The sequence below is a fragment of the Streptomyces sp. NPDC046759 genome (assembly GCF_040645475.1).
GTDB lineage: Bacteria > Actinomycetota > Actinomycetes > Streptomycetales > Streptomycetaceae > Streptomyces.
Genome location: NZ_JBEYYJ010000005.1, coordinates 74,299 through 100,911, shown reverse-complemented (window position 1 = coordinate 100,911; position 26,613 = coordinate 74,299). Strand labels below are relative to the sequence as shown.

24 protein-coding genes and 1 pseudogene are annotated in these 26,613 nt (G+C 72.5%); 15 read left to right on the top strand and 10 right to left on the bottom strand.

Annotation, left to right across the window (positions count from 1 at the left end; all coding sequences use genetic code 11):
- Positions 1-15: 15 nt before the first annotated feature.
- Both ABZ919_RS08780 and ABZ919_RS08775 read left to right on the top strand, forming a co-directional pair.
- Positions 16-327 (top strand): annotated as a pseudogene (locus tag ABZ919_RS08780) (AMP-binding protein); the annotation flags it as partial.
- Between the two features lie 82 nt (positions 328-409).
- A complete protein-coding gene (locus tag ABZ919_RS08775; RefSeq protein ID WP_361244273.1) occupies positions 410-946 on the top strand; it encodes an AMP-binding protein in 537 nt (178 codons plus the stop codon).
- 43 nt (positions 947-989) lie between these two features.
- On the opposite strand, the gene ABZ919_RS08770 is transcribed toward ABZ919_RS08775, so the two are convergent.
- Complete coding sequence (locus ABZ919_RS08770) at positions 990-1,205, bottom strand: hypothetical protein (RefSeq protein ID WP_361244271.1); 216 nt, start codon at positions 1,203-1,205, stop codon at positions 990-992.
- A 398-nt stretch (positions 1,206-1,603) separates the two neighbouring features.
- On the opposite strand from ABZ919_RS08770, the gene ABZ919_RS08765 reads away from it, so the two are divergent.
- Genes ABZ919_RS08765 through ABZ919_RS08740 form a run of 6 tightly spaced genes read left to right on the top strand, consistent with a single transcriptional unit; the run spans position 1,604 to position 8,579 of the window.
- Entirely contained in the window at positions 1,604-3,238 is a 1,635-nt protein-coding gene (locus ABZ919_RS08765; protein WP_361244268.1) for an ABC transporter substrate-binding protein, read from the top strand.
- 4 nt (positions 3,239-3,242) lie between these two features.
- Positions 3,243-4,199 carry an ABC transporter permease gene (locus tag ABZ919_RS08760; protein WP_361244266.1) on the top strand — a complete coding sequence of 319 codons (957 nt, stop codon included), beginning with the start codon at positions 3,243-3,245 and terminating at the stop codon, positions 4,197-4,199.
- Complete coding sequence (locus tag ABZ919_RS08755) at positions 4,199-6,178, top strand: dipeptide/oligopeptide/nickel ABC transporter permease/ATP-binding protein (protein ID WP_361244263.1); 1,980 nt, start codon at positions 4,199-4,201, stop codon at positions 6,176-6,178. The genes ABZ919_RS08760 and ABZ919_RS08755 overlap by 1 nt, the downstream gene beginning before the upstream one ends.
- Positions 6,175-7,179, top strand: coding sequence for an ABC transporter ATP-binding protein (locus ABZ919_RS08750; protein ID WP_361244260.1), 1,005 nt, complete (start codon positions 6,175-6,177; stop codon positions 7,177-7,179). Before ABZ919_RS08755 ends, ABZ919_RS08750 begins: the two co-directional genes overlap by 4 nt.
- Before the next feature lies 1 nt (position 7,180).
- Positions 7,181-8,107 carry a dihydrodipicolinate synthase family protein gene (locus tag ABZ919_RS08745; protein ID WP_361244257.1) on the top strand — a complete coding sequence of 309 codons (927 nt, stop codon included), beginning with the start codon at positions 7,181-7,183 and terminating at the stop codon, positions 8,105-8,107.
- Between the two features lie 31 nt (positions 8,108-8,138).
- The gene (locus ABZ919_RS08740; RefSeq protein WP_361244255.1) at positions 8,139-8,579 is read left to right on the top strand and encodes a cytochrome P450; all 441 of its coding nucleotides are present in this window, start codon (positions 8,139-8,141) and stop codon (positions 8,577-8,579) included.
- Here ABZ919_RS08740 and ABZ919_RS08735 read toward each other — a convergent pair.
- The 6 genes from ABZ919_RS08735 to leuA all read right to left on the bottom strand — a co-directional run bounded on the left by ABZ919_RS08735 (position 8,545) and on the right by leuA (position 16,583).
- Entirely contained in the window at positions 8,545-9,804 is a 1,260-nt protein-coding gene (locus ABZ919_RS08735; RefSeq protein ID WP_361244252.1) for a sialidase family protein, read from the bottom strand. The two genes, ABZ919_RS08740 and ABZ919_RS08735, sit on opposite strands and share 35 nt — an antisense overlap.
- Positions 9,801-10,469, bottom strand: coding sequence for a response regulator transcription factor (locus ABZ919_RS08730; protein WP_361244249.1), 669 nt, complete (start codon positions 10,467-10,469; stop codon positions 9,801-9,803). The genes ABZ919_RS08735 and ABZ919_RS08730 overlap by 4 nt, the downstream gene beginning before the upstream one ends.
- Positions 10,466-11,641: a histidine kinase gene (locus tag ABZ919_RS08725; RefSeq protein ID WP_361244246.1), complete on the bottom strand. Its 1,176-nt coding sequence runs from the start codon at positions 11,639-11,641 to the stop codon at positions 10,466-10,468. Before ABZ919_RS08725 ends, ABZ919_RS08730 begins: the two co-directional genes overlap by 4 nt.
- A 14-nt stretch (positions 11,642-11,655) precedes the next feature.
- Positions 11,656-13,725, bottom strand: a complete 2,070-nt coding sequence (locus ABZ919_RS08720) for an MMPL family transporter (RefSeq protein WP_361244244.1) — start codon at positions 13,723-13,725, stop codon at positions 11,656-11,658.
- 256 nt (positions 13,726-13,981) lie between these two features.
- Complete coding sequence (locus ABZ919_RS08715) at positions 13,982-14,677, bottom strand: TerB family tellurite resistance protein (RefSeq protein ID WP_361244241.1); 696 nt, start codon at positions 14,675-14,677, stop codon at positions 13,982-13,984.
- Positions 14,678-14,861: 184 nt separating this feature from the next.
- Positions 14,862-16,583 carry a 2-isopropylmalate synthase gene (gene leuA / locus ABZ919_RS08710; RefSeq protein ID WP_361244239.1) on the bottom strand — a complete coding sequence of 574 codons (1,722 nt, stop codon included), beginning with the start codon at positions 16,581-16,583 and terminating at the stop codon, positions 14,862-14,864.
- Between the two features lie 336 nt (positions 16,584-16,919).
- On the opposite strand from leuA, the gene ABZ919_RS08705 reads away from it, so the two are divergent.
- The 4 genes from ABZ919_RS08705 (at position 16,920) to ABZ919_RS08690 (ending at position 20,998) form a co-directional block, all read left to right on the top strand.
- Positions 16,920-17,990 carry a M4 family metallopeptidase gene (locus tag ABZ919_RS08705; RefSeq protein ID WP_361244237.1) on the top strand — a complete coding sequence of 357 codons (1,071 nt, stop codon included), beginning with the start codon at positions 16,920-16,922 and terminating at the stop codon, positions 17,988-17,990.
- 18 nt (positions 17,991-18,008) lie between these two features.
- Positions 18,009-18,275 carry a protealysin inhibitor emfourin gene (locus tag ABZ919_RS08700; protein WP_361244235.1) on the top strand — a complete coding sequence of 89 codons (267 nt, stop codon included), beginning with the start codon at positions 18,009-18,011 and terminating at the stop codon, positions 18,273-18,275.
- A gap of 136 nt (positions 18,276-18,411) precedes the next feature.
- Positions 18,412-19,734: a GH1 family beta-glucosidase gene (locus tag ABZ919_RS08695; protein ID WP_361244233.1), complete on the top strand. Its 1,323-nt coding sequence runs from the start codon at positions 18,412-18,414 to the stop codon at positions 19,732-19,734.
- A gap of 10 nt (positions 19,735-19,744) precedes the next feature.
- The gene (locus tag ABZ919_RS08690) at positions 19,745-20,998 is read left to right on the top strand and encodes an MFS transporter (protein WP_361244230.1); all 1,254 of its coding nucleotides are present in this window, start codon (positions 19,745-19,747) and stop codon (positions 20,996-20,998) included.
- A gap of 34 nt (positions 20,999-21,032) precedes the next feature.
- On the opposite strand, the gene ABZ919_RS08685 is transcribed toward ABZ919_RS08690, so the two are convergent.
- Positions 21,033-21,887 carry an NAD-dependent epimerase/dehydratase family protein gene (locus tag ABZ919_RS08685; protein ID WP_361244227.1) on the bottom strand — a complete coding sequence of 285 codons (855 nt, stop codon included), beginning with the start codon at positions 21,885-21,887 and terminating at the stop codon, positions 21,033-21,035.
- A 123-nt stretch (positions 21,888-22,010) separates the two neighbouring features.
- Between ABZ919_RS08685 and ABZ919_RS08680 the strand changes: the two genes are divergently transcribed.
- Positions 22,011-22,862, top strand: coding sequence for a helix-turn-helix transcriptional regulator (locus ABZ919_RS08680; RefSeq protein WP_361244225.1), 852 nt, complete (start codon positions 22,011-22,013; stop codon positions 22,860-22,862).
- 50 nt (positions 22,863-22,912) lie between these two features.
- Here the strand turns inward: ABZ919_RS08680 and era are convergent, their stop codons facing one another.
- Positions 22,913-23,866 (bottom strand): GTPase Era, encoded by a 954-nt coding sequence (gene era, locus ABZ919_RS08675; RefSeq protein ID WP_361244222.1) that lies wholly within the window; start codon positions 23,864-23,866, stop codon positions 22,913-22,915.
- A gap of 185 nt (positions 23,867-24,051) precedes the next feature.
- Here era and ABZ919_RS08670 point away from each other — a divergent pair, with 185 nt between their 5' ends.
- Together ABZ919_RS08670 and ABZ919_RS08665 are read left to right on the top strand one after the other, a co-directional pair.
- Entirely contained in the window at positions 24,052-25,362 is a 1,311-nt protein-coding gene (locus ABZ919_RS08670; protein ID WP_361244219.1) for an ammonium transporter, read from the top strand.
- On the top strand, positions 25,359-25,697 hold the full coding sequence (locus tag ABZ919_RS08665) for a P-II family nitrogen regulator (protein ID WP_361244217.1): 339 nt from the start codon (positions 25,359-25,361) through the stop codon (positions 25,695-25,697). The genes ABZ919_RS08670 and ABZ919_RS08665 overlap by 4 nt, the downstream gene beginning before the upstream one ends.
- On the opposite strand, the gene ABZ919_RS08660 is transcribed toward ABZ919_RS08665, so the two are convergent.
- Complete coding sequence (locus tag ABZ919_RS08660) at positions 25,591-26,601, bottom strand: DUF916 domain-containing protein (protein ID WP_361244214.1); 1,011 nt, start codon at positions 26,599-26,601, stop codon at positions 25,591-25,593. The two genes, ABZ919_RS08665 and ABZ919_RS08660, sit on opposite strands and share 107 nt — an antisense overlap.
- Positions 26,602-26,613: the final 12 nt, after the last annotated feature.

Genomic DNA, 26,613 nt, shown 5'->3' with positions numbered 1-26,613 from the left:
AAGAAGGTACAGCTCGTGCCGCTCGACGGCTTCACCCCCTGGCCCGGGGACACCGCCCTCGCCTACCGCCGCGCCGGCCACTGGCGGGGCCTCCCTCTGCCCGGGCTGCTGCACGACTGGGTGCGGGAGCACGGCCCGCGCACCGCGCTCGTGCACGGCACGACCGGCCTGACGTACTTCCAGCTGGACCGGCGGGTGAGCCGGACGGCGGCGGGGCTGCGGCTGCGCGGCACCGAGCCCGGCAGGCGGGTCGTGCTGCAGCTGCCCGGCACCCCGGAGTTCGTCGTCGCGCTGTTCGCGCTGATGCGGGCCGGGGCGATCCCCGTGGTCGCGCCGACCGGCCCACCGGGCGACGGAGATCGCCCGCCTCGTCGCCGCGACCGAGGACGTCGGCTACATCGGCCCGGCGGTGCACCGCGGTTTCGACCACACGGAGATGGCCGCCCGGATCGCCGCCGGCTCGACGTCGCTGCGGCGGATCTTCACCCTCGCCGCGCCCGGCGAACGGACGGGCGGCTTCTCGCTGCTGCCCGGAGGCTGTCTGGCCTTCCCGCTGCACACCGTGGACGAGGCGCCCGTACCGGAGAGCCGTCCGGACGCCTGCGACGCGGCGTTCTTCCTGCCGTCGGGCGGCACGGCGGCACCGCCGAGGCTCATCGGCCGCACCCACGACGACTACGCGCACCAGCTGCATGCCGCCGCCGGGACGCTCGGCCTCGCCCCCGACGACGTCCGTCTCGCCGCACTGCCCGCGCAGTGCGATCTCGCCCTCGGTTCTCCCGGCGTCCTCGGCACCCTGGCCACGGGCGGGACCGTCGTGCTGCTCGACGACCCGGCGCCGGAAGCCGCCCTCCGGGCGATCGCGCGGCACGGGGTGACGGTCACGTCGGTGACGCCCGCTTCACCCCCGACGGCTTCTGGCGCACCGGCAACCTCGCCCGGCTGACGCCGGAGGGCAACCTCGTCGTGGAAGGCCGCGTCCAGGACGGTCAGGGCACCTCCCCACGGCTGCGGGCGTTGGCGTGGGCGGTCGCCGCGCTCAGCCGCTCGGCGGACGTCGCCGGCCGCACGGCTGCCGGGTCCGCGTCCCACTCCCTGCCTCCTCCGTACGGTCTCAGCTGCAGGTACGGGCCCACGTGCCCCATGACGATGCCGATCCGCCCGGTACGGGTGTCCACGGCACAGGTGCCGATGGGAGGCTTCACCGCGCCACCACTTCCCTCAACGTCTCCTCCGCCTCTTCCGCTCCGCCATCTCGCTCCCCGTTCTTCCCGGGTTTCACTCTTCGTGCAGCCGACGTCACGCTCCGCCTCTACACTCCGCAGGTGTCTGCGCCCCGCAAGTGCCGGGCAGGGCAGGGGCATTGCCCATGGCCGCAGGCCCGGGGCAGGCGGGGGCTCGCGCGTCCGTGCGCGTCGGTCGCGCCCGCGCATTCCGGGCCGCGGCCCGGCCGCCAAAGGTGTGGCCTCCGGCGGCTAACCCATTCGTGTGCGCCGTCTTGACCACCCCCACGCCCCCTCCTATGGTCGCGCTACCGACCGGACGTAGGACGTAGGACGTCGTATCTCCCACCCCCTCCCCCCACCTACTTGCTGGAGGACCCGTGCGCGACGACGTGACCCCCGACGTACCGGCACTGCGGCGCCGGTCGCTCCTGAAGTACACGGGCGCATGGGGCGCGGCCGCCGTCCTGCCGCCCGCGCTGGCCGGCTGCTCCGCGGGACCGGAGTCCACGAACGACACCGGGAGCGGCGGCACCGGCAAGGACCGGACGCTGACCGCCGTGATCGGCTACGGCAACGACGGCAGCTGGGATCCGACGCAGACGGCGTCGGCGTTCTGCATGGCCGCCAACAACCACGTCTACGAGGGGCTGCTGGACACCGACCCGATCACCCGGGTGCCGTATCCGGCGCTCGCCACCGCGGTGCCCGAGGACGCGAGCGCCACCACCTGGCGGTTCACCCTGCGCCCGGGGGCGACCTTCCACGACGGCAAGCCCGTCACCGCCGACGACGTGGTGTTCGTCTTCGACCGCATCCTCGACCCGAAGACCCAGACGCTCGCCAAAGGATTCTTCGCGAGCTGGCTGGACGGCGTCGAGAAGGTCGACGCCCGCACCGTCCAGCTGGTGCTCAAGTTCCCCTTCCCGGACGGGCTGTCCCGGCTGACCCTGGCCAAGATCATGCCGAAGCACGTCTTCTCCAGGCCGGGCGCCTGGGACGACGCCGTCAAGGGGCTGGCCATGGGCTCGGGGCCGTACCGGCAGACCGCGCACCATCCGAAGTCCAACACCACGTTCGAGGCCTACGCCGCCTACAACGGCCCCCGCCCGCCCGCCTTCAAGCGGATGAACTGGCTGACCATCGTGGATGCCGCTCCGCGTGTCGCGAAGATCTCCGGGAGGGACGCGGGGGCGCAGATCGCCGACAACATCCCCTACGCCAACATCCCGCGGCTGGAGCAGGGCGGCCTGAAGGTCGCGGGCGGGGCCGGGATGAACAACCTGTTCCTGATGTTCAACACCCAGCACAGGCCGTTCGACGACGTGCGGGTGCGGCAGGCGCTGCACTACGCCATCGACACCGAGAAGATGGTGCAGGTCGCCCTCAAGGGACACGGGAAGCCCGCCTCCTCGTTCCTGAACGAGGACAACCCCAGTCACCGGCGGGCCAAGACCGTCTACGACTACGACCCCGCCAAGGCGAAGGCACTGCTGAGGGCGGCCGGCGTACAGAACCTCAAGGTCGACATCCTCGCCGTCAACGTCAGTTGGATCGTGGACTGTCTGCCGACCATCAAGTCCTCCTGGGACGCGATCGGCGTGCAGACGACCCTGGCGCCGCAGGAGACCACGGCCGTGTTCACCAAGATGGACCAGAAGCAGGACTACCAGGTCGTCGCCGCCGCCTCGAACCCCAACCAGTTCGGGCTCGACGCCGATCTGATCATGCATTACAACTACGGCCCGCAGAACCTGTGGATGGGCTACACCCGGTGGGCCGGCAACCCCGTCGCCGAGCAGCTCTTCAAGGACATGGACCGGGCGACCCGGGAGCCGGACCCGGGGAAGAAGAAGGCGATGATCCAGGACTACATCGACGTCGTCGCCGAGCAGGCCGTGCTGTATCCGGTGGTGCACAACGAGCTGATGACCGCCTGGGACCCGCGCAGGCTCACCGGGATAAGGGCACAGCCGTACCCGGGCATCAACCTGCTGCAGGCGAAGTGGGTCTGACCGCATGACAGCCGTCGTACGGATCCTGCTCCGCCGTATCGCGCTGCTCGTGCCGCTGCTGCTCGGGATCGTGCTGTTCGTGTTCCTGGTGATGCGGTTCTCCGACGTCGACCCGGCGTCCGCGTTCTTCCAGGGCGCCAACCCGACCCCGCAGCAGCTGCACGACTTCCGGGAGCGCAACGGGCTGCTCGACCCGCTCCCGGTGCGCTACGTCCACTTCGTCGGCGATCTGCTCCACGGCGACCTCGGCACCAGCGCGCTGACCCGGGCCCCGGTCGTCGACCAGGTCACCACCGCGCTGCCGCTCACCCTCCAGCTGACCTTCCTCGGACTCGCCCTCGCGGTGGTGCTGGCGCTGGCGGGCGGCGTCACGGCGGCCGTGTACCGGGACCGGCCGCCCGATCAGATCATCCGGGTGCTCTCGCTCGTCGGGGTGGCCGCCCCCGGCTTCTGGCTGGCGCTGCTGATGATCCAGTACCTGGCGGTGGACCGGGGCTGGTTCCCGACGGGCGGCTACATCAACCCGGCCGACTCCGTCACCGGCTGGCTGAAGACCATGGCGCTGCCCGCCCTCGCCCTGTCCCTGCCGGTCGCCGCCCAGCTCACCCGGATCGTGCGGACCTCGGTGGTGGAGGAGCTGGACAAGGACTACGTGCGGACCGCGATCGGCAGCGGGCTGCCGCCGCGGGTGGTCGTCGGGCGGAACGTGCTGAGGAACGCCCTGGTCAATCCGCTGACCGTGCTGGGACTGCGGGTCGGCTATCTGCTGGGCGGCGCCGTCGTCATCGAGACGATCTTCTCACTGCCCGGGATGGGCAAGCTGATGATCGACGCCGTGCAGAACGGGGATCCGGCGGTGGTGCAGGGAGTGGTGCTCACCACCGCCACCGGGTTCGTCGTGGTCAACCTCGTCATCGACATCCTGTACCTGCTGGTCAACCCACGTCTGAGGACGGGCTGATGGTCACGCGCGCGAGGCTCACCGAGCGGCTCACCCGGCCCGGCGGCGTCCGGCTGCGCGGCCGGCGCCGGCTGCCCCCGCTGTCGAAGGCCGCCTTCTGCTTCCTGGCCCTGGTCATCCTCGTCGCCGTACTCGCCCCCCTCCTCGCCCCCGACGATCCGCTCGACCAGCAGGACCCGGCCGGCGGCAGCGGGCATCCGTCCGCCGCGCACTGGCTCGGACAGGACAGCCTCGGCCGGGACGTCCTGAGCCGGCTGATGTACGGCGCCCGGTGGTCGCTGGCCATCGGGCTGGGGGCGACCGCGCTCGCCCTGGTGGCCGGCGCGCTGCTCGGCGCCCTCGCGGCCACCTCCCGCAAGGCGGCCGACGAGACGCTGATGCGCTGCCTGGACGTGGTGATGGCGTTCCCCGGGATCGCGCTCGCGGCCGTGCTGGTCGCCGTGTTCGGCGGTGGCATCGGGGTGCTGATCTGCGCCATCGCCTTCCTGTTCACTCCTCCGGTGGCGCGGGTGGTGCGGGCCAACGTCCTCGACCAGTACGGCGAGGACTACGTCACCGCGGAACGGGTGATCGGCGCCCGCACGGCGCACATCGTGGCGCGGCACGTGGCCGTCAACTGCGCCGCCCCGGTGCTCGTGTTCTGCACGGTGCAGGTGGCCGAGGCGATCGTGTTCGAGGCGTCGCTGTCCTTCATCGGCGCCGGTGTACGGCCGCCGGACCCGTCCTGGGGCAGTGTCATCGCCGACGGCAAGAACATGGTGCTGACCGGCGGCTGGTGGGCGACCGTCTGCCCCGGGCTGCTGATCCTGCTGACCGTGCTGTCGCTGAACATCCTCTCCGAGGGCGTGTCCGACGCGTGGGCGGCACCGGCCGCGCGGGAGGTCGACGCGCCCGAGGACCGGCTTCAGGCGCCGCAGCCCGGCAGTGGTGAGGTGCTGCCGCTGCCCGGGCTGGCGGACGCCGCCCGGCGGCTGCGGTCCCGGGCCCGTCCGCTGCCCGACCGGAGCGGGCAGCCGGTGCTCGCCGTGGAGAACCTCACCATCGGCTTCCCGGACCGGCACCGGGGCGTGGACATCGTCGCCGGGGTCGGCTTCGAGGTGTACCCGGGTGAAGTCCTCGGCCTGGTGGGCGAGTCGGGCTGCGGGAAGTCGCTGACGGCGCTCACCGTCATGGGGCTCCAGCCGAGGGACGCGCGCGTCGGCGGCCAGGTGCGCTTCCGGCAGCGGGAGCTGCTCGCCGAGCCGGTGCGGGCCCGGCGAAAGCTGCTCGGGCACGAGATGGCGATGGTCTACCAGGACGCCCTGTCCTCGCTGAACCCGGCGATGACCATCCGCGCCCAGCTGAAACAGCTCGTCCGGCGCGGCGGGCGGCGCAGCCCGCAGGAGTTGCTGGCGCTGGTGGGGCTCGACCCGGAGCGCACCCTGCGCAGTTATCCGCACGAACTCTCCGGCGGCCAGCGCCAGCGCGTGCTCATCGCCATGGCGCTCTCCCGCGACCCGCTGCTGATCGTCGCCGACGAGCCGACGACCGCCCTGGACGTCACCGTGCAGGCCCAGGTGATGGAACTGCTGCTGCGGCTGCGTGCGGAGCTGGGCTTCGCACTGATCCTGGTCTCGCACGATCTCGCGCTGGTCGCCGACGTCACCGACCGGGTGGTGGTGATGTACGGCGGGCAGATCGTGGAGAGCGGGGTGACGGCCGACCTGGTGGCGGCACCGGCCCACCACTACACGCGTGGGCTGCTCGGCAGCGTGCTGTCGCTGGAGTCCGCCGAGGACCGCATGACGCAGATCGAGGGGGTCGTACCGTCCCCCGCCGGCTTCCCGGCCGGCTGCCGTTTCGCCGACCGCTGCCCGCTGGCGACCGAGGTGTGCCACGACAGCGCGCCCGTCCTCGCCGGTACGGCCACGCACACGGCCGCCTGCCATCACCCGGCGGTGCGGCTCGCGTCGGCCGAGAGCGAGGAGGCGCTGCAGTGACCGCTGTCGTCGAGGTACGGGACGCTCATGTGGTGCACCGGGCCCGCAGCGGCGGACTGCTGAGCCGTGACCGGGTGTACGCCCTGACCGGCGCCGATCTCACCGTGGCCGCCGGGGAGACGGTGGGCGTGGTCGGCGAGTCGGGGTGCGGGAAGTCGACGCTGGCCCGGGTGCTGGTGGGCATCCAGCGGCCGGTGTCGGGGTCGGTGACGTTCCGGGGCCGTGACCTGTGGGCGATGCCGTCCGCCGAGCGCCGGGCCACGGTCGGCGCGGGCGTCGGGATGGTCTTCCAGGACCCGTCGACCGCGCTGAACCGGAGGCTGACCGTACGCCGGGTCCTGCGCGACCCGCTGGACGTCCACGGCCGCGGCACCCGAGCCGAACGGGAGGACCGGGTACGGGAGTTGATGACCCTGGTCGGCCTGCCCCGGGCCCTGGCCGACGCGCTGCCCGGACAGCTCTCCGGCGGCCAGCGGCAGCGCGTCGCCATCGCCCGCGCGCTCGCCCTGGACCCGGCGCTCGTCGTCGCCGACGAGCCGACCAGCGCCCTGGACGTGTCGGTCCGCGCGCAGATCCTCAACCTGCTGCTGGACCTGAGGGAACGCCTGGGCCTGGCCCTGGTGTTCGTCTCGCACGACATCCAGACGGTACGGCGGATGAGCGACCGGGTGATCACCATGTACCTGGGACGGATCGTGGAGGAGACCCCGGCCGACCGGGTCACCGACGCCGCCCGGCACCCGTACACCCGCGCCCTGTTCTCCGCCACGCCCGGGCTGCTGGACCCCATCGACCCGATCCCGCTGACCGGGCCGGTGCCCTCGGCTACCCGGCCGCCGAGCGGCTGCCCGTTCCGCACCCGCTGCTGGAAGGCGGATCACCTGTGCGCCGAGACGATGCCGGACTTCTCGGCCGCGTCACGGCCCGGACACCGCTACCGGTGCCACCATCCTGTGCAGGAGGAGGAATCGACCCGAGACCTAGCGCGCCAGGAGCCCTGACATGCCCTTCCCCACCCCCCTCACCGGTGTCGTCCCGCCCGTCTGCACGCCCCTGACACCGGAACGGGAGGTGGACGTCCGCTCGCTGCTCAGGCTGGTCGACCACCTGGCGGAGGGCGGGGTGCACGGGCTGTTCCTGCTCGGGTCCACCTCGGAGGCCGCGTTCCTGACGGACCGGCAGCGCAGGCAGGTCGTGGAGGCGGTCGTCGGCCATGTGGGCGGCCAGTTGCCGGTCCTCGCCGGTGCCATCGACATGACCACGCCGCGCGTCCTGGACCAGGTGGCGGCCGTGGCGGCGGCCGGCGCGCAGGCCGTCGTCGTCACCGCCCCGTTCTACGCCCGCACCCACCGCTCCGAGATCGTCCACCACTACCGCCGGATCGCCGCCGCGTCCCCGGTGCCGGTGATCGCCTACGACATCCCCGTCGCGGTGCACACCAAGCTTCCCGCCGACGTGGTGCTGGGACTGGCCGCCGACGAGGTGCTGGCCGGGATCAAGGACTCCAGCGGGGACCTGGGCGCCTTCCGGGAGATCGTCACCGGGGCCCGCGCGCACCCCGGGTTCAGCGTGCTGACCGGCTCCGAGCTGGTCGTGGACGCCGCGCTGGCGCTGGGCGCCGACGGGGCCGTGCCCGGGCTGGCCAACGTCGACCCGCACGGGTACGTCCGGCTCTACCGGATGGGCCGCGCCGGGGACTGGGAGGGTGCGCGGACCGAGCAGGAGCGGCTGTGCGCACTGTTCGGGATGGTCGCGGCGGGGGATCCGGCGCGGATGGGCGGCAGTTCATCGGCGCTGGGCGCGTTCAAGGCCGCGCTGCATCTGCGCGGGATCATCGACTGCCCGGTGACGGCGGAGCCGCAGGTGCCGCTGGCGGGCGAGGAGACCGAGAAGGTCGCCAAGTTCCTCGCGGCGGCCGGACTGCTCTAGGCCGACTTCCTGCCGGGGGCACACCCACCCCTTGCACCATGGGCCGCAGTCCGTCAGGCCACGACATTTCGAGGCGATCGGGGCTCTGGAGGAACTCACCGCCCGTCCGATCGCCGGGTTCTGTCTGGGGCCGGACTGCGGCCGGGTGCCCGAACTGGTGGCACGGCTGCAGGACGCACGGGCGCCCGCGGCCGTTCCATGGGCCGGACGGGAGTCGGTCCTGCGCAGGCGGCGCCTGCGGCGGGCGGGGCAGGAGCTGGAGGCCGTCCCGTTCGGCAGGGGGCCGCGCATGTGCCTGGGCGCGCACTTCGGGACGGTCGCGATGGTCCTCGCCACCGCGACGGCCGTCTCCCGCTACCGGCTTGCTCCCGAGCCGGACCGCACGCCGGTGTTCGGCACACGCACCGTCCTGGAGCGCGAGGGGCTGGTGTTCGACGTCAGCGACCGCGGACCCGCGGCGCCCGTGCGCTGACCGGCGCACCGGGCAGGCGCAGCCTGTGGAACTCCAGGGTGTCGTAGCTGCCGGTGGTGCCGGTCTCGTACAGGACGCCGATCGTGTCGTGTCCGAGCTGGACGAGGTCGGAGTAGGCGGCCGGCCGGTCGGAGAGGGTGAACAGCTTGCTGAAGGTGCGGCCGGCGTCCGTACTGGACCAGATCGCCAGGGCGCGGCGGGCGGTCGGCACGGAGGGGGCGGAGAACAGCAACGGGGCTCCGGGACAGTGGACCTGGAGGACGCTGCCCTGGACCACGGGGACGTCGTTCAGGGTGGGCTGGACCGCGTAGGGGCGGTCCAGGGTGGTGCCGCCGTCGGAGGAGTAGGTGTCGAGGCGGTTGCCGGGGGCGGTGCCCTTCTGGTCACGGGCACTGAAGTAGACGCGGCCGTCCGGGAGTTGGGCGGCGCTCGTCTCGTTGGTGTTGGTCCGGCCGTCGTGGCCGGCGTCGATGGAGCCGAGGTGCCAGGTGGCGCCGCCGTCGTCGCTGTAGAGGGCGTGACCGGCGTAGTACTTCGGTTCCTGGCCGCTGTCGGAGGAATTGGCGGGCGGGGCTGAGGAGTGGTCGGCGGGCACGAGCAGGCGGCTGGGGGCGCCCCCTTTGGGGGAGTGCGGGCCACGGGTGAGTGCGACGGCGTGGCCGGGGCCGGTCGCGTACCAGCGCCAGCCGGGCCGCTTCACCTGGGCCGTGATGTCCACGGGTGGCGTGAAGCGGCGGCCGTCGTCCCGGCTGCGCTGCACGAACACCCGGCGGCCCCGCCCGGCCGGGACCTCACCGCGCATGATCTGCGCCTCCGTCACCGTGCCGGCGTTGCCGCAGGTCACCAGGACGACGTCACCGGTGCGCGGGTCCACGACCGGCGCCGGGTTGCCCCGGGTGTCCCCGTCTCCGGCGGCCACCACCGTCAGCGGGCCCCAGGTGCAGCCGCCGTCGGTGGAGCGGCGCAGCACCACGTCGATGTCACCGGTGTCACCCGCGCCGTCGCGCCGGCCCTCGGCGAACGCCAGGACGGTGCCGCGCCGGGTCCTCACCACGGCGGGGATGCGGTAGGTGGCGTAGCCGCCCTGCCCGGAGACGTACGGGAGGGAGGAGGAGCAGCCGGGCTTCCCCCGCACCGGTGCCGATGCGGCGTGGGCGGGCAGACAGGTGGTGAGCGAGGTGAGCAGCGCGAGGGCGGTGAGCAGGGTGCGGCTCTTCGGTGTCACCCGCCCATGGTCCCCGGAATCACGAGCCCGGACTCGTAGGCCACGATCACCAGCTGGGCCCGGTCCCGGGCGCCGAGCTTGCCCATGATCCGGCTGACGTGGGTCTTGGCGGTGAGCGGGCTCAGGCCCAACACCTCGGCGATCTCTGCGTTGTTGAGGCCGCGCCCGACCAGCGTCAGCACTTCCCGCTCACGGTCCGACAGGCACTCGGGGCCGCCCGTCACGGGCGCCGAGGGGCTGCGCAGGAACCGCTCGATCAGGCGTGCCGTGGGGCCTGGCGAGAGCAGTGCCTCGCCCCCGGCTACGGTACGGATCGCGTCGAGGAGGTCGGCCGGACGGGTGTCCTTGACCAGGAAGCCGGAGGCGCCGGCCCGCAGCGCCTCCACCACGTGCTCGTCGGTGTCGTAGGTGGTGAGCACCAGGACCCTGACCCCGGCGAGGTCCTCGTCGGCGGCGATGAGCCGGGTCGCCTCGATACCGTCCAGGCCGGGCATGCGGATGTCCATCAGCACCACGTCGGCGCGCTCGGCCCGGGCCAGGTCGGCGGCCTCGCGGCCGGTGCCGGCCTGCCCGACGACCTCCATGTCCGGCGCCGACTCCACGAGCATCGCGAACGCGGCCCGCACCAGGGTCTGGTCGTCGGCGAGCAGCACTCTGATCGTCATCTCTCCCCCAACGGCAGTACGGCACTGACCTGGAAGCCCCGGCCGCCGGCGCGCGGACCGGCGTCGGCCGTGCCGCCGACGCTGCGGGCCCGCTCCCGCATCCCGACGAGCCCGAAGCCGGGCGGGCCGTCACCGGCGCCGCCGACGCCGTCGTCGGTGACGTGGACGCGCAGGCCGCCGTCCTCCTCGTACACGCCCACCCGCACGGTCAGGTCGGCCCGGCCGCCGTGCCGTACCGCGTTGGTGAGCGCCTCCTGCACGATCCGGTAGGCGGCGGCCCCGACGGCCGGCGGCACCGCCCCGGCCCGCACCGTCAGCTCCACCCGGTTTCCCGCCGACTGCGCCAGCTCGGCGAGGCCCTCGAGGCCCGGCAGCGGGCCGCGGGCGTCCGGGGTGCCGGGGTCGCGCAGCACCTCCAGGGTCGTACGGAGTTCGCCGCGCGCGGTGCGGCAGGTCTCGGCGATGTCGCCGAGGGCCTTCGAGACGGCCGTGCGGTCCAGGCGCCCGGGGTCGGCCTCCAGGACGTGCGCGGCGACCGAGGTCTGCACGCCGATCAGGGTGATGCTGTGGGCGAGCAGGTCGTGCAGGTCACGGGCGATGCGCAGGCGTTCCTCGGCGACCCGGCGGCGGGCCTCCTCCTCGCGGGTGCGCTCGGCGCGTTCGGCGCGTTCCACGGCCGCGGCGGCGTTCTCCCGGTGGACGCGGATGTAGCCGCCGAGGACCAGCATGGACACCACCCAGCCGGTGATCTGGAAGCTCACCGTGAGCCCGGCCATGCCGTCGCCGATCTTCAGCAGCAGCATCAGCAGGACGACGGCACCGCCGATCACAGCCGTGCGGCCGGGGCCGCTGGTCACCGCCACGGTGTAGAGGACGACCATGGAGGCGGCCGTGGGCGCCGAGTGGTTGTAGTCCTGCTGGTGGTAGGTCGCGATCAGTGTGATCATGACCGCCAGGACGGCGAGCGGGGCCCGCCGGCGCCACACCAGCGGCACGTGCAGGCCGACCAGCAGGGCCCAGCCGAGGGCGTCCGGCTGCCGGCCGCTGCCGACGGTGACGGCGATGACGGAGGCGAGCGCGGCGAGCGCGGCGGCCAGGCACGCGTCCTGCCGCAGCGGATCCAGGGACGCGAGTCGGCGGCCGGGCCGGGAAGCGGTGATGGTTGCCTGCACGGGTTCATCCTCCGCTACGCGCTCACCGGCTCCGGCGTGCGGTCGGCGCCCGGCACCGGGCGGGACAGCGGCCCCGGCCACCACACCCTGCGCCCGAGCGCCACGCTCGCGCTGGTCACGAGGTAGGTGCGGACGAGGAAGGTGTCCAGCAGCACGCCGACGGCGATGACGAGGCCCAGCTCGACCAGCGGCACCAGGCCCATGTTCGTCAGCACCGCGAAGGTGGCCGCGAGCACCAGTCCGGCGGAGGCGATGACCCCACCGGTGGTGCGCAGGGCGGTGAGGGCGGCTTCGACGGGCTCGGCGCCGTGGAGTGCCTCCTCGCGCATCCGGTGCACCAGGAAGATGCCGTAGTCGACCCCGAGGGCGACCAGGAAGACGAAGGACAGCAGGGCGAGGCCGGGGTCGGTGCCGTGAAAGCCGAACAGCGGCCCGAAGACGAGCCCGCCGATGCCCAGGGCGGCGCCCCACACGGTGACCACGGCGGCCACCAGCAGCAGCGGGGCGACCAGGGAGCGCAGCAGGACGACGAGGATCAGCAGCACGGAGACGAGGACGATCGGGACGACGACCAGGCGGTCGCGGGCGTTCGTGTCCTCCAGGTCCAGCTGCTGGGCGCTGGGCCCGCCGACGTGGGAGCCGGGCAGCCGGTGCCGGAGCGCCTCGATGGTGGCGGTCTCGGCGGCGGACTGGGGCGGGGCGGACGCGGTCACCGTGATCTCGGTCCAGCCCGCGCCGGTACGGCCCTCGCGGGCGTCCGCCACTCCCCTGGTGGCCTCGGCGGTGGCGAGGGCGGCGTCGGACCGCCGGGACGGGGTCATGATCTCGATGGGCTGCGCGGACTGATCCGGGTAGGCCCTGGCCACGGTCTCCATGGCGGTCACGGACTCGGGCGGGTCCACGAAGCTGTCCAGCTGCTCGAGTGCGCCGGGCAGGTTCAGGGCGCCCAGCGCGAGCGCACCGAGCAGTGCGGCACCGCAGGCGAGGACGGTGAGCGGACGGCGCCCGGCCGAGGAGCCCATCGCCGCGAACAGGGACCGGCGGACCCTGGGTTCGCTGCCGTGGGCGGGTACGAGCGGCCAGAAGACGCGGCGGCCGAGCAGGACGAGAACGGCCGGGAGCAGGGTCAGCATCGCGGCGAGCGCGCACAGCACGCCGACCGTGCCGAGCGGGCCCATGCCCCGGCTGGAGTTGAGGCCGGCGGCGAGCAGGCAGAGCAGTCCGGCGGAGACCGTGCCCGAGGAGGCGAGGACGGCGGGCCCGCAGCCGCGCAGGGCGGCGCGCATCGCGTCGTACGGGCGCTCCTGGCGCCGCAGCTCCTCGCGGTAGCGGGAGACGAGGAGCAGGGCGTAGTCGGTGCCGGCGCCGAAGACGAGGATGGTCATGATGCCGGCGCTCTGGCCGGAGATGGTGGTGCCGAAGGCCTGGTTGAGGCCGTAGGCCGCGGCGCGGGCGAGGAAGTCGGCGAGGCCGGCGACGACCAGCGGGACCATCCAGAGCAGGGGGCTGCGGTAGATCAGGATGAGCAGGATCGCGACGACGGCCACCGTGGTGTAGAGCAGGGGGCCGCCGAGCGAGGAGTACACCGCTTGGGCATCGGTGGCGAGGGCGCCGGGTCCGCCGACCCGCACGTTCAACTCCCCCTGGCTGCGGGCGACGTGCCGGATGTCCTCGACGAAGGTCTGCTGCTTCTTCTCGTCCGTGCCGGGCTCGTCGCTGACGACCGGGTACATCAGGGTGGTGCCGTCGGCGGACGGGATGCCGTGCGGGGCGCCCCCGGCCAGCCGGTGCCGGTGGGCGATCCCGGTGACCTGGGTTTGTGCCGTGACCCGGTCGGCCGCGGTGAGACCGGTCGCCCGGTGGTAGACGAGGACCAGCTCGGTGGTCTCGCCGCCGGGCAGCCGGTCCTGCAGTTCGGCGACCTGGGTGGAGTCGGCGGACGCCGGCAGATAGTCGGTGGCCCGGTCGTGCTGGACGTCGCCCAGCTTCGCGGCGAACGGCCCGGCCACGGCCAGCAGCACCGCCCACAGTCCGACCACCAGCCAGGGCAGCCCCCTGGTCCTGCGCTTCTTCGCGGCCCCCATGGAATCGGGCCTCCCCTCCGCTGCGGACGTCTGGATACGGCTTCCAGACTTCCGGCGAGAGAGCCTGCATTCGTCGGACGCGGGGGCGAGTTCGGGGGTACTGCCGGGGGTGGCCGCGGGGCGCCGTTACTCCCCGGGGAGTAACGGGCCAGACGTACCAGGGATGTCCGGGCCCGCGATCAGGGGACGCGGTGGGGCACGCGACGCGGGCGTGTGCCGTCAGTACGCCGCGGGTGAATCGGCGCTGCCCCGCGGGTCACGAGGGCGTACGGGCCGCTGCCAGCAGGCGGGTCACGTCGTCGGCGCAGATGGTGAGGGCCGCGCCCACCGTGGTGAGGGCGTCGCGTTCGGCGGGGGTGTACGGGCCGTCGGCGAGGGCGATGCGGGCGGCCTGGAGGAGGAGGGACTCGCGGCCGGCGGGGGCGAGGTGCGGGGCGAGCGGGTCCAGGGCCTCGTGCAGCTCTATGGTCAGGCTGGTGCCGCACTCCGCGCCGAGGACCCGGCCGGTGTCGGCGGCGAGGGCGTCGACCAGCGCGGCCAGCTGTTCCTCGGTGCAGCCGTCGAAGCCGGCGGCGCGCACGGCACCGGCGGCCGTCTCCAGGACCGTGCGGGAGGAGGTGCCGCCCGCGGCGAGCACGGCGAGGGCGACGGTGTGCACGGCGTCGCGGAGCATCGCGGAGAAGCGGCGGGTGGTGGGGTGGTCGAGGACGTCGGTGCCGTAGTGGTGCCGGCAGGCGGCGCACTCCACGACCGGTCCGGCCGTGCCGCGCGGCAGCAGGGGCACGCCCAGGAGCGTGAGCCGGCGGCGCCCGGTCAGCCGCTGGTAGTTGCGGTCGCCTCCGCAGCCGGGGCAGTAGAACTCGCCGTCTCCGACGGGTGTCCACGCGGTGCGGATGCGCAGGATGTGCACAGCCTTGTCGGCACGGCCGTCTCGTCCCCGTACTGGCAGCACGTCGCACCTCCGTAACCGCACGGCAACATCGCCGCGCTGGCGTGATGTTAGCCACATCACCGAGGCTGAGTCAGTACCCCGTAGGAGACCTTTCCGTGACCTCGGGGGCCGGCTGGCCGGGAAACGACGGCGCCCCGACCGCCGTGCACAGCGGTCGGGGCGCCGAAACTCCCGGTCAGAGCGGTCAGCGGGCGGCGCGGTTGACGGCCGAGACGACCGCCTTCAGCGACGCACGCGTCGTGTTCGCGTCGATGCCGATGCCCCACAGAACCTTGCCGTCGATCGCGCATTCGATGTAGGAGGCGGCCTGCGCGGAGGCGCCCTCGCTCATCGTGTGCTCCTGGTAGTCCAGCAGGCGTACGTCGATGCCGATGGACTCCAGAGCGTCGAAGAAGGCCGAGATCGGACCGTTGCCGGAGCCGGTCAGGACGGTGTCCTCGCCGTCCACCGTCGCCTCGACCGTCAGCGTGTCCACGCCGTCGGTGTCGGTGGTCGACTGGCCTGTCCTGACCTGGATGCGGCCCCAGGGGTTGTCCGGGTTCGGCAGGTACTCGTCCTGGAAGACCGCCCAGATCTCCTTCGGCGTGATCTCGCCGCCCTCGGCGTCGGTCTTGGCCTGGATGAGCTTGGAGAACTCGATCTGCATCCGGCGCGGCAGGTCCAGCTTGTGGTCGTTCTTCAGGACGTAGGAGACACCGCCCTTGCCGGACTGCGAGTTGACGCGGATGACGGCCTCGTAGGAGCGGCCGACGTCCTTGGGGTCGATCGGCAGGTACGGCACCGCCCACTCGATGTCGTCGACGGTGACACCCTTGGCCTTGGCATCGGCCTCCATGGCGTCGAAGCCCTTCTTGATGGCGTCCTGGTGGGAGCCGGAGAAGGACGTGTAGACCAGGTCGCCCACGTACGGGTGGCGCGGGTGGACCTCCATCTGGTTGCAGTACTCCCACGTACGACGGATCTCGTCGATGTCGGAGAAGTCGATCTGCGGGTCGACGCCCTGCGAGAACAGGTTCATGCCCAGGGTGACCAGGTCGACGTTGCCGGTGCGCTCGCCCTGCCCGAACAGGCAGCCCTCCACTCGGTCGGCGCCGGCCATCAGGGCCAGCTCGGCCGCCGCCACGGCCGTACCGCGGTCGTTGTGCGGGTGGACGGACAGGCAGACGTACTCGCGGCGGGAGAGGTTGCGGTGCATCCACTCGAAGCGGTCGGCGTGCGTGGACGGCGTCGAACGCTCCACGGTGGCGGGCAGGTTGAGGATGATCTCGCGGCCCGGACCCGGCTGGTAGACGTCCATCACCGCCTCGCAGACCTCCAGGGCGAAGTCCAGCTCGGTGTCGGTGAAGATCTCGGGGCTGTACTGGTAGCCGAACTCGGTCTCCGGGCCCAGCAGTTTCTCGGCGTACTCCATCACCAGGCGGGTGCCGTCGACGGCGATCTGCTTGATGTCGTCCCTGGAGCCGCGGAAGACCACGCGGCGGAAGACGGGCGCGGTGGCGTTGTACAGGTGGACCGTGGCCCGCTTGGCGCCCTTCAGGGACTCCACGGTCCGCTCGATCAGGTCCTCGCGGGCCTGGGTCAGCACGGAGATCGTGACGTCGTCCGGGATCGCGCCCTCTTCCTCGATGATGGAGCGCACGAAGTCGAAGTCGGTCTGGCCGGAGGCGGGGAAGCCGACCTCGATCTCCTTGTAGCCCATCTTCACCAGCTGGTCGAACATCCGGCGCTTGCGCTCGGGCGACATCGGGTCGATCAGGGCCTGGTTGCCGTCGCGCAGGTCGGTGGAGAGCCACCGCGGGGCGACGGTGATCCGCCTGTCCGGCCAGGTGCGGTCCGGGATGTCCACCTGCTCGTAGCGGCCGTACTTGTGGGTCGGCATGGAACTGGGCTGCTGGCGGTTGGCCATGATCGCGTGGGCTCCTCGAGGGTTCCGCGCAAGCGCGGGTCCGGTGGACGGCCGACGAACGCAACACCAAGCTCCGCGGGGAGGGAGTCGGCCTTGTCTACAGGCCCTCGCCGCGGCAGCTAAGAAGAAGCAGCCCGAAACGCATGATGCCCCGAAGCGTAGCCGAGCCGCCCCGGTCGTGGGCGCGTGTTCCAGTATGCGGGACCGGGGTAGCAAATGGGACAAAAAGTGCGCCGTACCACATCGTCACGGAGCGTGGCCCTCCCTGTCCCGGTATTTCACCAATCATGGTGGCCAGTAGTGACATCGACATCACACAGTGCAATGGTGCGCAGCATGACGACCAACGGGGGCTTCGAGCCCGTCTTCTGCACGATCGTGCCGCCGCACCTCCTCGACAAGCTCGCGCGGGCCGAGGATCCCGCGCTCTCCGGCCCGGCCCGCCGCTCCCTGGAGCACGACGCCTACCAGCGCACCAAGCGCCGCCTGACCACGGTGATCGGCGCGCCCTCCGTCGCCGCGCCCGCGGGAGCCGCCGCCGACCAGCCGCACCGCACGATCTACGACGCCCACCACACCCAGGACCTGCCCGGCACCGAGGTCCGCGCGGAGGGTTCCGACCCGGGCCCGGACGCCACGGTCAACCGCGCCTACGCGGGCCTCGGCGCCACCTTCGAGCTGTACCTGAAGGCGTACGGCCGGCACTCGATCGACGGCGACGGGCTGCCGCTGGACGCCACCGTGCACTTCGGCGAGGACTACGACAACGCCTTCTGGAACGGCGAGCAGATGGTCTTCGGCGACGGCGACGGCCGGGTCTTCCTCGACTTCACCATCCCGGTCGACGTCATCGGCCACGAGCTCACCCACGGCGTCACCCAGCACACCGCGAACCTGGAGTACTTCGCGCAGTCCGGCGCGCTCAACGAATCGGTCTCGGACGTCTTCGGCTCGCTGATCAAGCAGTACACACTCGGCCAGACGGCGGCCGAGGCCGACTGGCTGATCGGCGCCGGACTGCTCGCGCCGGGCGTCCACGGCACCGCGCTGCGCTCGATGAGGGCCCCGGGCACGGCGTACGACGACCCGGACCTCGGAAAGGACCCGCAGCCGGCGACCATGGAGCACTACGTCCGCACCGGCCAGGACAACGGCGGCGTGCACATCAACTCGGGCATCCCGAACCACGCCTTCTACCTGGTCGCCACCGCCATCGGCGGCCACGCCTGGGAGAAGGCCGGGCAGATCTGGTACGACGTGCTCACCGGCGGCCACTTGAAGAAGTCCGCCCTGTTCGCCGACTTCGCCACGCTGACGGTGAAGGCGGCGCGCGAGCGGTACGGCGCCGGGGACGAACTCCAGGCCGTGCAGAAGGCGTGGGAACAGGTCGGGGTGCGGACGCTGTAGTCCTGCGACACTGGGCCCATGCGTATTCAGGTGAGGCGCACGGGCGGGTTCGCCGGAATCGAGCGCCGGGCCGAGGTGGACACCTCGGCCCGGCCCGACGCCCCCGAGTGGCACGCCCTGGCCGAACGCGTCCTCGCGTCCGGCCAGGACACCCCGCCCCCAGGCGTCCCGGACGGCTTCCGGTACGAGATCACCGTGGACGGCCGCACGGTGTACGCGGCGGATCCCCGGCTCACCGAGGAACAGCGGGATCTGGTGTCGCGCGTGCTGAAGGAGGGGGCGTAGCGACGGCAGGGGCGACCGGCCGGGACATACCGGGGGCCGGGCCGCGGTCGCTCTGGAAGCGGCGGCCCGGTCGCCGGACGAACCTTCCCCCACCCGGGCATTGACGTGGGTTACCGGGGGTAAGGATGATCCGGCCATGGCGACTGACTCAGGCGACCGGAAACCCCCGATACCCCGCTTCCCGGACGGCTTCCTGTGGGGCGTGTCGACCTCGGCCCATCAGATCGAGGGCGCGGCCGAGGAACGCGGGCCGTCCGTGTGGGACGTGTTCACGGCCGAACCGGGGCGGGTGAAGGACGGTTCGACGGCGGCGGTGGCCTGCGACCACTACCACCGCCACCGCGAGGACGTGGACCTGCTCGCCGGCCTCGGCGTCGACGCCTACCGCTTCTCCGTCTCCTGGCCCCGCGTCGGCTCCCCGGGCGGCCTGGACTTCTACGACCGCCTGGTGGACGAGCTGTGCGCGGCCGGCGTACGGCCCGTCCCCACGCTCTTCCACTGGGACCTGCCCGCCCGTCTGGACTGGCTGGAGCGGGACACGGCGGCCCGGTTCGCCGACCACGTGAGTGTGGTGGCCGACCGGCTGGGCGACCGCGTGACCAAGTGGATCACCCTCAACGAGCCCGCCGAGCACACCCTCCTGGGCCACGCCGTCGGCGCCCACGCCCCCGGCAGACAGCTCCTCTTCGACGCCCTCCCGGTCGCCCACCACCAGCTCCTCGCCCACGGTCTCGCGGTACGGGCCCTGCGCGCCGCCGGGGCGACGGACATCGGCATCGCCAACTCCCACGGCCCCACCTGGGCCGCCTCCGCCGAACCGGCGGACGTGGAGGCGGCCGGCTTCTACGACCTCCTGCTCAACCGCCTCTTCGCCGAGCCGGTCGTCCTCGGCCGGTACCCCGAGGGCATGGGCGAGTTGATGCCGGGGGACGTGGCCGCCGACCTGGAGGTCATCGCCGGGCCCGTCGACTGGTACGGCGTCAACTACTACGCGCCGACGCTCGTCGGCGCCCCGCAGGGCACCGCCACCGAGTTCGGCGGTCTGACCCTGCCCGCCGAACTCCCCTTCTCGGTACGGGAGATCGAGGGCCGCCCGGTGACCGACTTCGGCTGGCCGATCGTCCCGGAAGGCCTGACCGAGTTGCTGTGCGGCTTCCGCGAGACCTACGGCGACCAGCTGCCGCCGGTCGTCATCACCGAGAACGGCTGCTCCTACGAGGGGCTCGACGACCAGGACCGCATCGCCTACCTGGACGCCCACATCCGCGCCCTGCACACCGCGCTGGAGGCCGGCGTGGACGTACGCGGGTACTTCGTGTGGTCCCTGATGGACAACTTCGAGTGGGCCGAGGGCTACCAGCGCCGCTTCGGTCTGGTGCACGTGGACTACGACACGCTGAAACGCACCCCGAAGGCCTCCTACCACTGGTTCCGGGACGTGCTCCGGGCGCAGGGCTGACGGCACGCGGATGACCACCGTCCGCGCCTCGGGCGCCCTGGCCGAACCCCTCGAACCGGTCGGCCGGGGCTGGACGGCCGCCCTCTCGCTGGCCAACGGGGCGATCTGGGTCGGCTGGTTCGGCCCGCTGCAGATCCTCCTCGCCTCCCAGGCCAAGGACTTCGCGCCCGGCTCCGGGATGTCCAAGGAGACCGTGCTGGCCTGGGTGACCGGCGCCGGTGCCGTGGTCTCCCTGCTCGCCAACCCGCTCTTCGGCGCCCTGTCCGACCGTACGACGGCCCGCGCCGGCCGCCGTACGCCGTGGATCGTGGCCGGGTCGGCGGGCGGCTCGCTCGCCCTGCTGCTGCTCGCCCGGGCGGGCGGGATGTGGTCCATGGCGCTGGGCTGGTGCCTGGTGCAGCTCACGCTGAACGCGGCGTTCGCGGCGGTGACGGCGGCCGTGCCGGACCGGGTGCCGAGGCTTCAGCGCGGCGCGGTGGGCGGCTGGCTGGGAGCCGCGCAGATCCTGGGCGTGGTCGGCGGCACCGGCCTGGCGACCGTGTCGGGCGGGACCGGCGCCGGGTACGCGGCGTGCGCGGTGTGCACGGCCGCGGGCGTGCTCCCGTACGTCCTGCGCCAGGAGGATCCGCGGCTCGCCGTGGAGGACCGTCCGCAGTGGTCCTGGCGGGGTTTCCTGGCAGGGTTCTGGCTGAGCCCGCGCCGCCACCCCGATCTCGGGTGGGCGTGGCTGACGCGCTTCCTGATCAATCTCAGCAACGCGTTGGTGCTGTTGTACCTGCTGTACTACCTCCGCGACCGCCTGCACCGCCCCGACCCCGGCCAGGGCGTGCTGATCCTGACGGCCGTCAACAGCCTGACGCTGGTGGCGACCGTCGTGGCGGGCGGCGTCTGGTCGGACCGGGCCGGCCGGCGCAAGCCGTTCGTCGTCTGGTCCGGGGTCTTGATGGCGGTGGCCACGGCGGCTCTGGCCGGCTGGCAGACCTGGCCCGGCGCGATCGTGGCGGCGGCCGTCCTCGGCGTCGGCTTCGGCGTGTTCACCTCCGTCGACTTCGCGCTCATGACGGACGTCCTGCCGAAGGCGCTGGACCGGGGCAAGGACCTCGGCGTGATCAACGTGGCCAACGCGCTGCCGCAGGTGGCCGCCCCGGCGCTCGCCGCGCCGATCGTGACGTACCTGGGCGGTTACCGGGTGCTGTACCTGGTGGCGGCGGTGATCGGGCTGGCCGGGGCGGTGCTGGTGGGCCGGATCCGGGGGGTGGAGTGATGCCCTTTCGGGTCCCGGGTCCTGGCCGGGGTCCTCAGAGGGCGCCGGCGTCGCGGGCGGCCCAGACGCTCGGGTAGAGGGGCCGGAAGCCCAGGTCCCGGCGGATCTTCCGGGTGGACATGATCCCCAGCCACGGGTCGGGATCGGTCCGCGTGTGCATGTCGGCGGACACCTGGACCCCGTTGAGTTCGTGCAGCTCGACCGCCGTGACGGGTGCGTCGTCGGCGATGTTGTGGACCGGGCCGCTGACCGCCGGTGCGTACAGCAGGCGCAGCAGCCCCTGGGCCACGTCGGCGTGGTGGCCCATGTGCAGCCGCTGCGTGGACGCCCAGTGGGCGGCCCAGCGCAGGGACTGGGCCAGGTGCGGGTCGCCCTCGCCGTAGACGAAGGGCAGCCGGCCCACGCGTACGTCCATGCCCTCCAGCGCGAGCAGTTCCCGCTCGGCCGCGGCCTTGGACTCGGGGTAGGCACCCCACATCGCGCCGCCGGGCCGGGTCTCGTCGTCCTCGTCCAGCGGACGGCCCCGCCCGACGCCGTACACCAGGCCAGTGCTGACCTGCACGAATCGCCGCACGCCGGAGGCCAGCGCGGCCCGGCCGAGGGCGACGGCCGCGTCCCGGTTGACGGCCCACGCCTCCTCGTCCGGCACCCCGCGGAAGGACGCCGCGACGTTCACCACCGCGTCCGCCCCGGCCACCGCCTTGCCGAGCACCTCCGCGTCCCGCAGGTCACCGACCACGACCTGGGCGCCGAGTTCCGCGAACGTCTCGGCCCGCCCCAAGTCCCGCACCAGGACCCGTACCTCCTCGCCCGGCCGCCGCTGGGCCAGCAGCCTCGGCACGAAGCGCCGGCCGACCTGTCCCGTCGTGCCCGTCACCACTGTCAGCATGTCCTGCTCCTCTCGACCTGGTGACCCCACTCTGGGACGGTGCCGTGCGGGCCGGGAGAGACCTTCCGATCAGGGGACCGGCAGTCCCTGGATAAGGCCCGGCAAGTGCTTCACCCTGAAGGGGTGGACCGAGCCGAACTCGCCGATTTCCTGCGCCGGGGCCGCGCCCGGCTGGACCCCTCGGACGTGGGTCTCACGCCCGGCGCCCGCCGCCGTACCCCCGGCCTGCGGCGGGAGGAGGTGGCGTCGCTGGCCGGCATGTCGGTGGACTACTACACGCGACTGGAACAGTGCCGTGGCCCGCGCCCGTCCCGTCAGATGCTCACGGCACTGGCCCGTGCGCTGCGTCTGACCGACGACGAACGCGACCACCTCTTCCATCTGACGGGCGAGGAGCCGCCCCGCCGGGAGGCCTCCTGCGCGCATGTCCGGCCCGGGCTGCTGCTGGTCCTGGACCGGCTGCACGACGCGCCGGCCCTCGTGGTGTCGGACTGCGGGGAGGTGCTGGCGCAGAACGCGATGTCGCGGGCGCTGTCCGGGGACGTGCTGAGCCGGCCGCCGAGCGAACGCAACCTCGTCCGCCGCTTCTTCCTCGACCCGGCGGGACGCGCGCTCTTCCCGCCGGAGGACGTACCGGAACACGCGCGCCGGCACGTGGCGAACCTGCGCGCGGTCGCCGCCGCCCGGCCCGACGACCCGCAGCCGGCCGCCCTGGTGGCCGAACTCCGCGCCGCCAGCGAGGAGTTCGCCCGCCTCTGGGACGAGCACGAGGTGGCCGTGCGGCGCAGCTCGACGAAACGCTTCCGGCATCCGGTGGTGGGCCTGCTGGAACTGGACTGCGAGGTCCTGCTGAGCGACGACCACCACCGGCTCGTCCTGCACACGGCCCGCCCGGGCACCGAGTCGTACGACCGGCTGCGGCTGCTCAGGGTGGTGGGGTTGCAGGACATGACCCCAGAGGGCGCCGTCGGCTAGTGCTGCGACCGGAAAGGTTCACCGGCTCGCACACCTTTCCGGTCACAGCACTAGAACCCCAGCCGGCGCAGCTGCTTCGGGTCGCGTTGCCAGTCCTTGGCCACCTTGACGTGCAGGTCCAGGAAGACCGGGGTCCCCAGCAGTGCTTCGATCTGCTTGCGGGACTTGATGCCGACCTCCTTCAGGCGCTTGCCCTTGGGGCCGATGATGATGCCCTTCTGGCTGGGGCGCTCGATGTAGACGTTGGCGTGGATGTCGAGGAGCGGACGGTCGGCGGGCCGGTCCTCGCGCGGGAGCATCTCCTCGACGACCACCGCGATGGAGTGCGGCAGCTCGTCCCGGACGCCCTCCAGTGCGGCCTCGCGGATGAGTTCCGCGATCATGACTTGCTCGGGTTCGTCCGTCAGGTCGCCCTCGGGGTAGAGCGCGGGACCCTCGGGCAGCAGCGGGATCAGGAGGTCGGCCAGGAGGTCGACCTGCTTGGAGCCGACCGCCGACACGGGCACGATCTCCGCCCACTCGATGCCCAGGTCCTTGCCCAGCTGGTCGATGGCGATCAGCTGCTCGGCCAGGGTCTTCGAGTCGACCAGGTCGGTCTTCGTGACGATGGCGACCTTCGGGGTCTTCCGGATCCCGGCCAGCTCCTTGGCGATGAAGCGGTCACCGGGACCGATCTTCTCGTTCGCCGGCAGGCAGAAGCCGATCACGTCGACCTCGGCCCAGGTGGTGCGCACGACGTCGTTGAGGCGCTCGCCGAGCAGGGTGCGCGGCTTGTGCAGGCCAGGGGTGTCGACCAGGATCAGCTGGGCGTCGGGGCGGTGCACGATGCCCCGTACCGTGTGCCGCGTGGTCTGCGGCTGGTTCGCGGTGATCGCGACCTTCTGCCCGACCAGAGCGTTCGTGAGGGTGGACTTGCCCGCGTTGGGGCGGCCCACGAAGCAGGCGAAGCCGGCGCGGTGGGCGGTCTCGGCCGGCTGCTCGGGTGACTGGGTACGAACGCTCATGCCGTTCATTGTCCCTGATCCACGGACCCCGCCGTACCGTACGGCCGCCGGCCCCGGACCCCCCGCCCGTACCGTGAGGTTTCGGTAACCCGCAGGCAACGAAACGTCACGGAAACACACCCGTAGGCAACCGGAAACCGACACCGGTGACCCTCTGACGAGCCCCCACACCGTTGGAGACGCCCGTGACCCTCGCCGCCGCTCATGTGAACACCGGCGACACCGCCTGGCTGCTCGCCGCCACCGCCCTCGTGCTGCTGATGACGCCCGGCCTGGCCCTGTTCTACGGCGGCATGGTCCGCACGAAGAGCGTCCTCAACATGCTGATGATGAGCTTCGTCTCGATCGCCCTGGTCACCGTGGTCTGGCTGGCGGCCGGCTACTCCCTCGCCTTCGGCGACGACGCGTTCGCGGGGCTCATCGGCGGCCTCCACCACGCCGGCATGGCCCACCTCACCCCCGGCAGCGTCCACGGAACCGTCCCCACCCTCCTCTTCGCCACCTTCCAGCTCACCTTCGCGATCATCACGGCCGCGCTGATCAGCGGCGCGGTGGCGGACCGGGCGAACTTCTCCGCGTGGCTGGTCTTCGTGCCGGTCTGGGCCCTCCTGGTATACGTTCCCGTCGCCCACTGGGTATGGGGCCCGGGCGGCTGGATCTCCCACGGCCTCGGCGCGCTCGACTTCGCGGGCGGCCTGCCCGTCGAGATCACCTCCGGCGCCTCCGGTCTGGCCCTGTGCCTGGTCCTCGGCCCGCGTCTGGGCTTCAAGAAGGACGCCATGCGCCCGCACAACCTGCCCATGGTGATCCTCGGCGCCGGTCTGCTCTGGTTCGGCTGGTTCGGTTTCAACGCGGGCTCCGCGCTCGGCGCGAACGGCCTCGCCGCGGCGGCCTTCCTCAACACCCTCGCCGCCGGCTGCACCGGTCTGCTCGGCTGGCTCTTCGTCGAGCAGAAGCGGGACGGACACCCCACGACCCTCGGCGCCGCGTCCGGCGCGGTGGCCGGCCTGGTCGCGATCACCCCGTCCTGCGGCACGGTCTCGCTGCTCGGCGCGCTGATCGTCGGCCTCGCCGCCGGTGTCGTCTGCTCGTACGCGGTGAGCTGGAAGTTCAAGCTGAACTACGACGACTCCCTGGACGTCGTCGGCGTGCACCTGGTCGGCGGCGTCATCGGCACCCTGCTGATCGGCCTGTTCGCCGAGAAGGCGATGACCGGCGGCACCGAGGGCCTGTTCTACGGCGGCGGGCTCGCGCCGTTCGGCAAGCAGCTGCTGGCGGTGGTGGTCGTGGCCGGATACACCTTCGGGGTGACGTACGGCCTCGGCAAGCTGCTCGACAAGGCGATGGGCTTCCGGGCGAGCGAGGAGCAGGAGCACACCGGCCTGGACCTTACGGTGCACGCGGAGACGGCATACGATCACGGCGTGCTGGGCCATGGCGCCCCGGTCTCCCACTCCGTCCTCCCCTCCGCTCAGAAGGTCAAGACCCAGGCATGAAGCTCATCACCGCGATCGTCAAGCCCTATCGTCTGGACGAGGTCAAGACCGCCCTGCAGGAGCTGGGCGTGCACGGTCTGACCGTGACCGAGGCGAGCGGCTACGGCCGGCAGCGCGGCCACACCGAGGTGTACCGGGGCGCCGAGTACCGGGTCGACCTGGTGCCGAAGGTGCGCATCGAGGTCGTGGTGGAGGACGCGGACGCCGACCCCGTGATCGACGCGATCGTCAGGGCCGCGCAGACGGGGAAGATCGGGGACGGGAAGGTGTGGGCCGTGCCCGTGGAGACGGTCGTACGTGTGCGGACCGGCGAGCGCGGCCCCGACGCGCTCTGACCAGCAGCACACCGCTCACCACGCCCGTGGCGGACACCAGCGCCGCGACCAGCCAGGGCAGCGCGAGGAAGGCTGCGCTCGCCGACTGCCGGGTGCCGGGCGCGCTCGCGGTCAACGTCACGTCCGCGCGGTCGAGTTGAGGTGCCCCGCGCCAGGTCTCGGTGAGCCGGACCCGCTGTCCGGGCAGCAGCTGGGACGGCACCCGGGTCAGCTCGCGGTCGAGCAGCGTACGGCCGAACAGCCCGCGTGCCTTCAGCTCCACCTTCGGGTCGAGGGTGACGTTCCCGGTGTTGCGCAGGGTGTAGGAGACGGTGGCGGTGGCGGCGCCGGTCCCCGGGATCAGGGGCTGGTGGTGGCTGATGTGCAGCTGCCCGACGGAGAGCGCGGGCAGGGTGGGGCCGCTGACCCTGAGGTAGACGCGGGCGCCGACGGCCCGCTGCACACCGAGCGCGAGCCGGCCGCTGCCGGGGTCGACGTGCTCGTCCAGGGCGACGATCGCGCCGGGGTGGTCGCCGGGCTCGGCGCCCTCGGGGACGTGCAGCGTGAACGGGACGGTGACGGTCCTGTGCCCGGGCACCGTGATCCGGGATGTCGCGGGCTCGGCCCAGGCGCCCACCCCGAGCATGCGCTCCTCCATCGTGCGTACGGCGAACCCGCCGTCCCGTGGCGTGTTGTAGGCGTCGGCCGCGTAGAGCCGGAAGGTGAGCGGCTTGCCGGTCTTGTTCTGGACGGCGACCTCGTCGGTGAGGGTCTGGCCGGGGTCGGCGGAGAGGTAGAAGTAGGGCCGCGCGGCGATCTTCGAGGCGACCGGGTAGACGGACCAGCTGCCGTTGTCGGCGGCGCGGGCGGGTGCGGCCTGCCATGCCAGCACAAGGCCCAGGAGGAGGACGTACAGCTTGCGCATGGGTGCGGACCC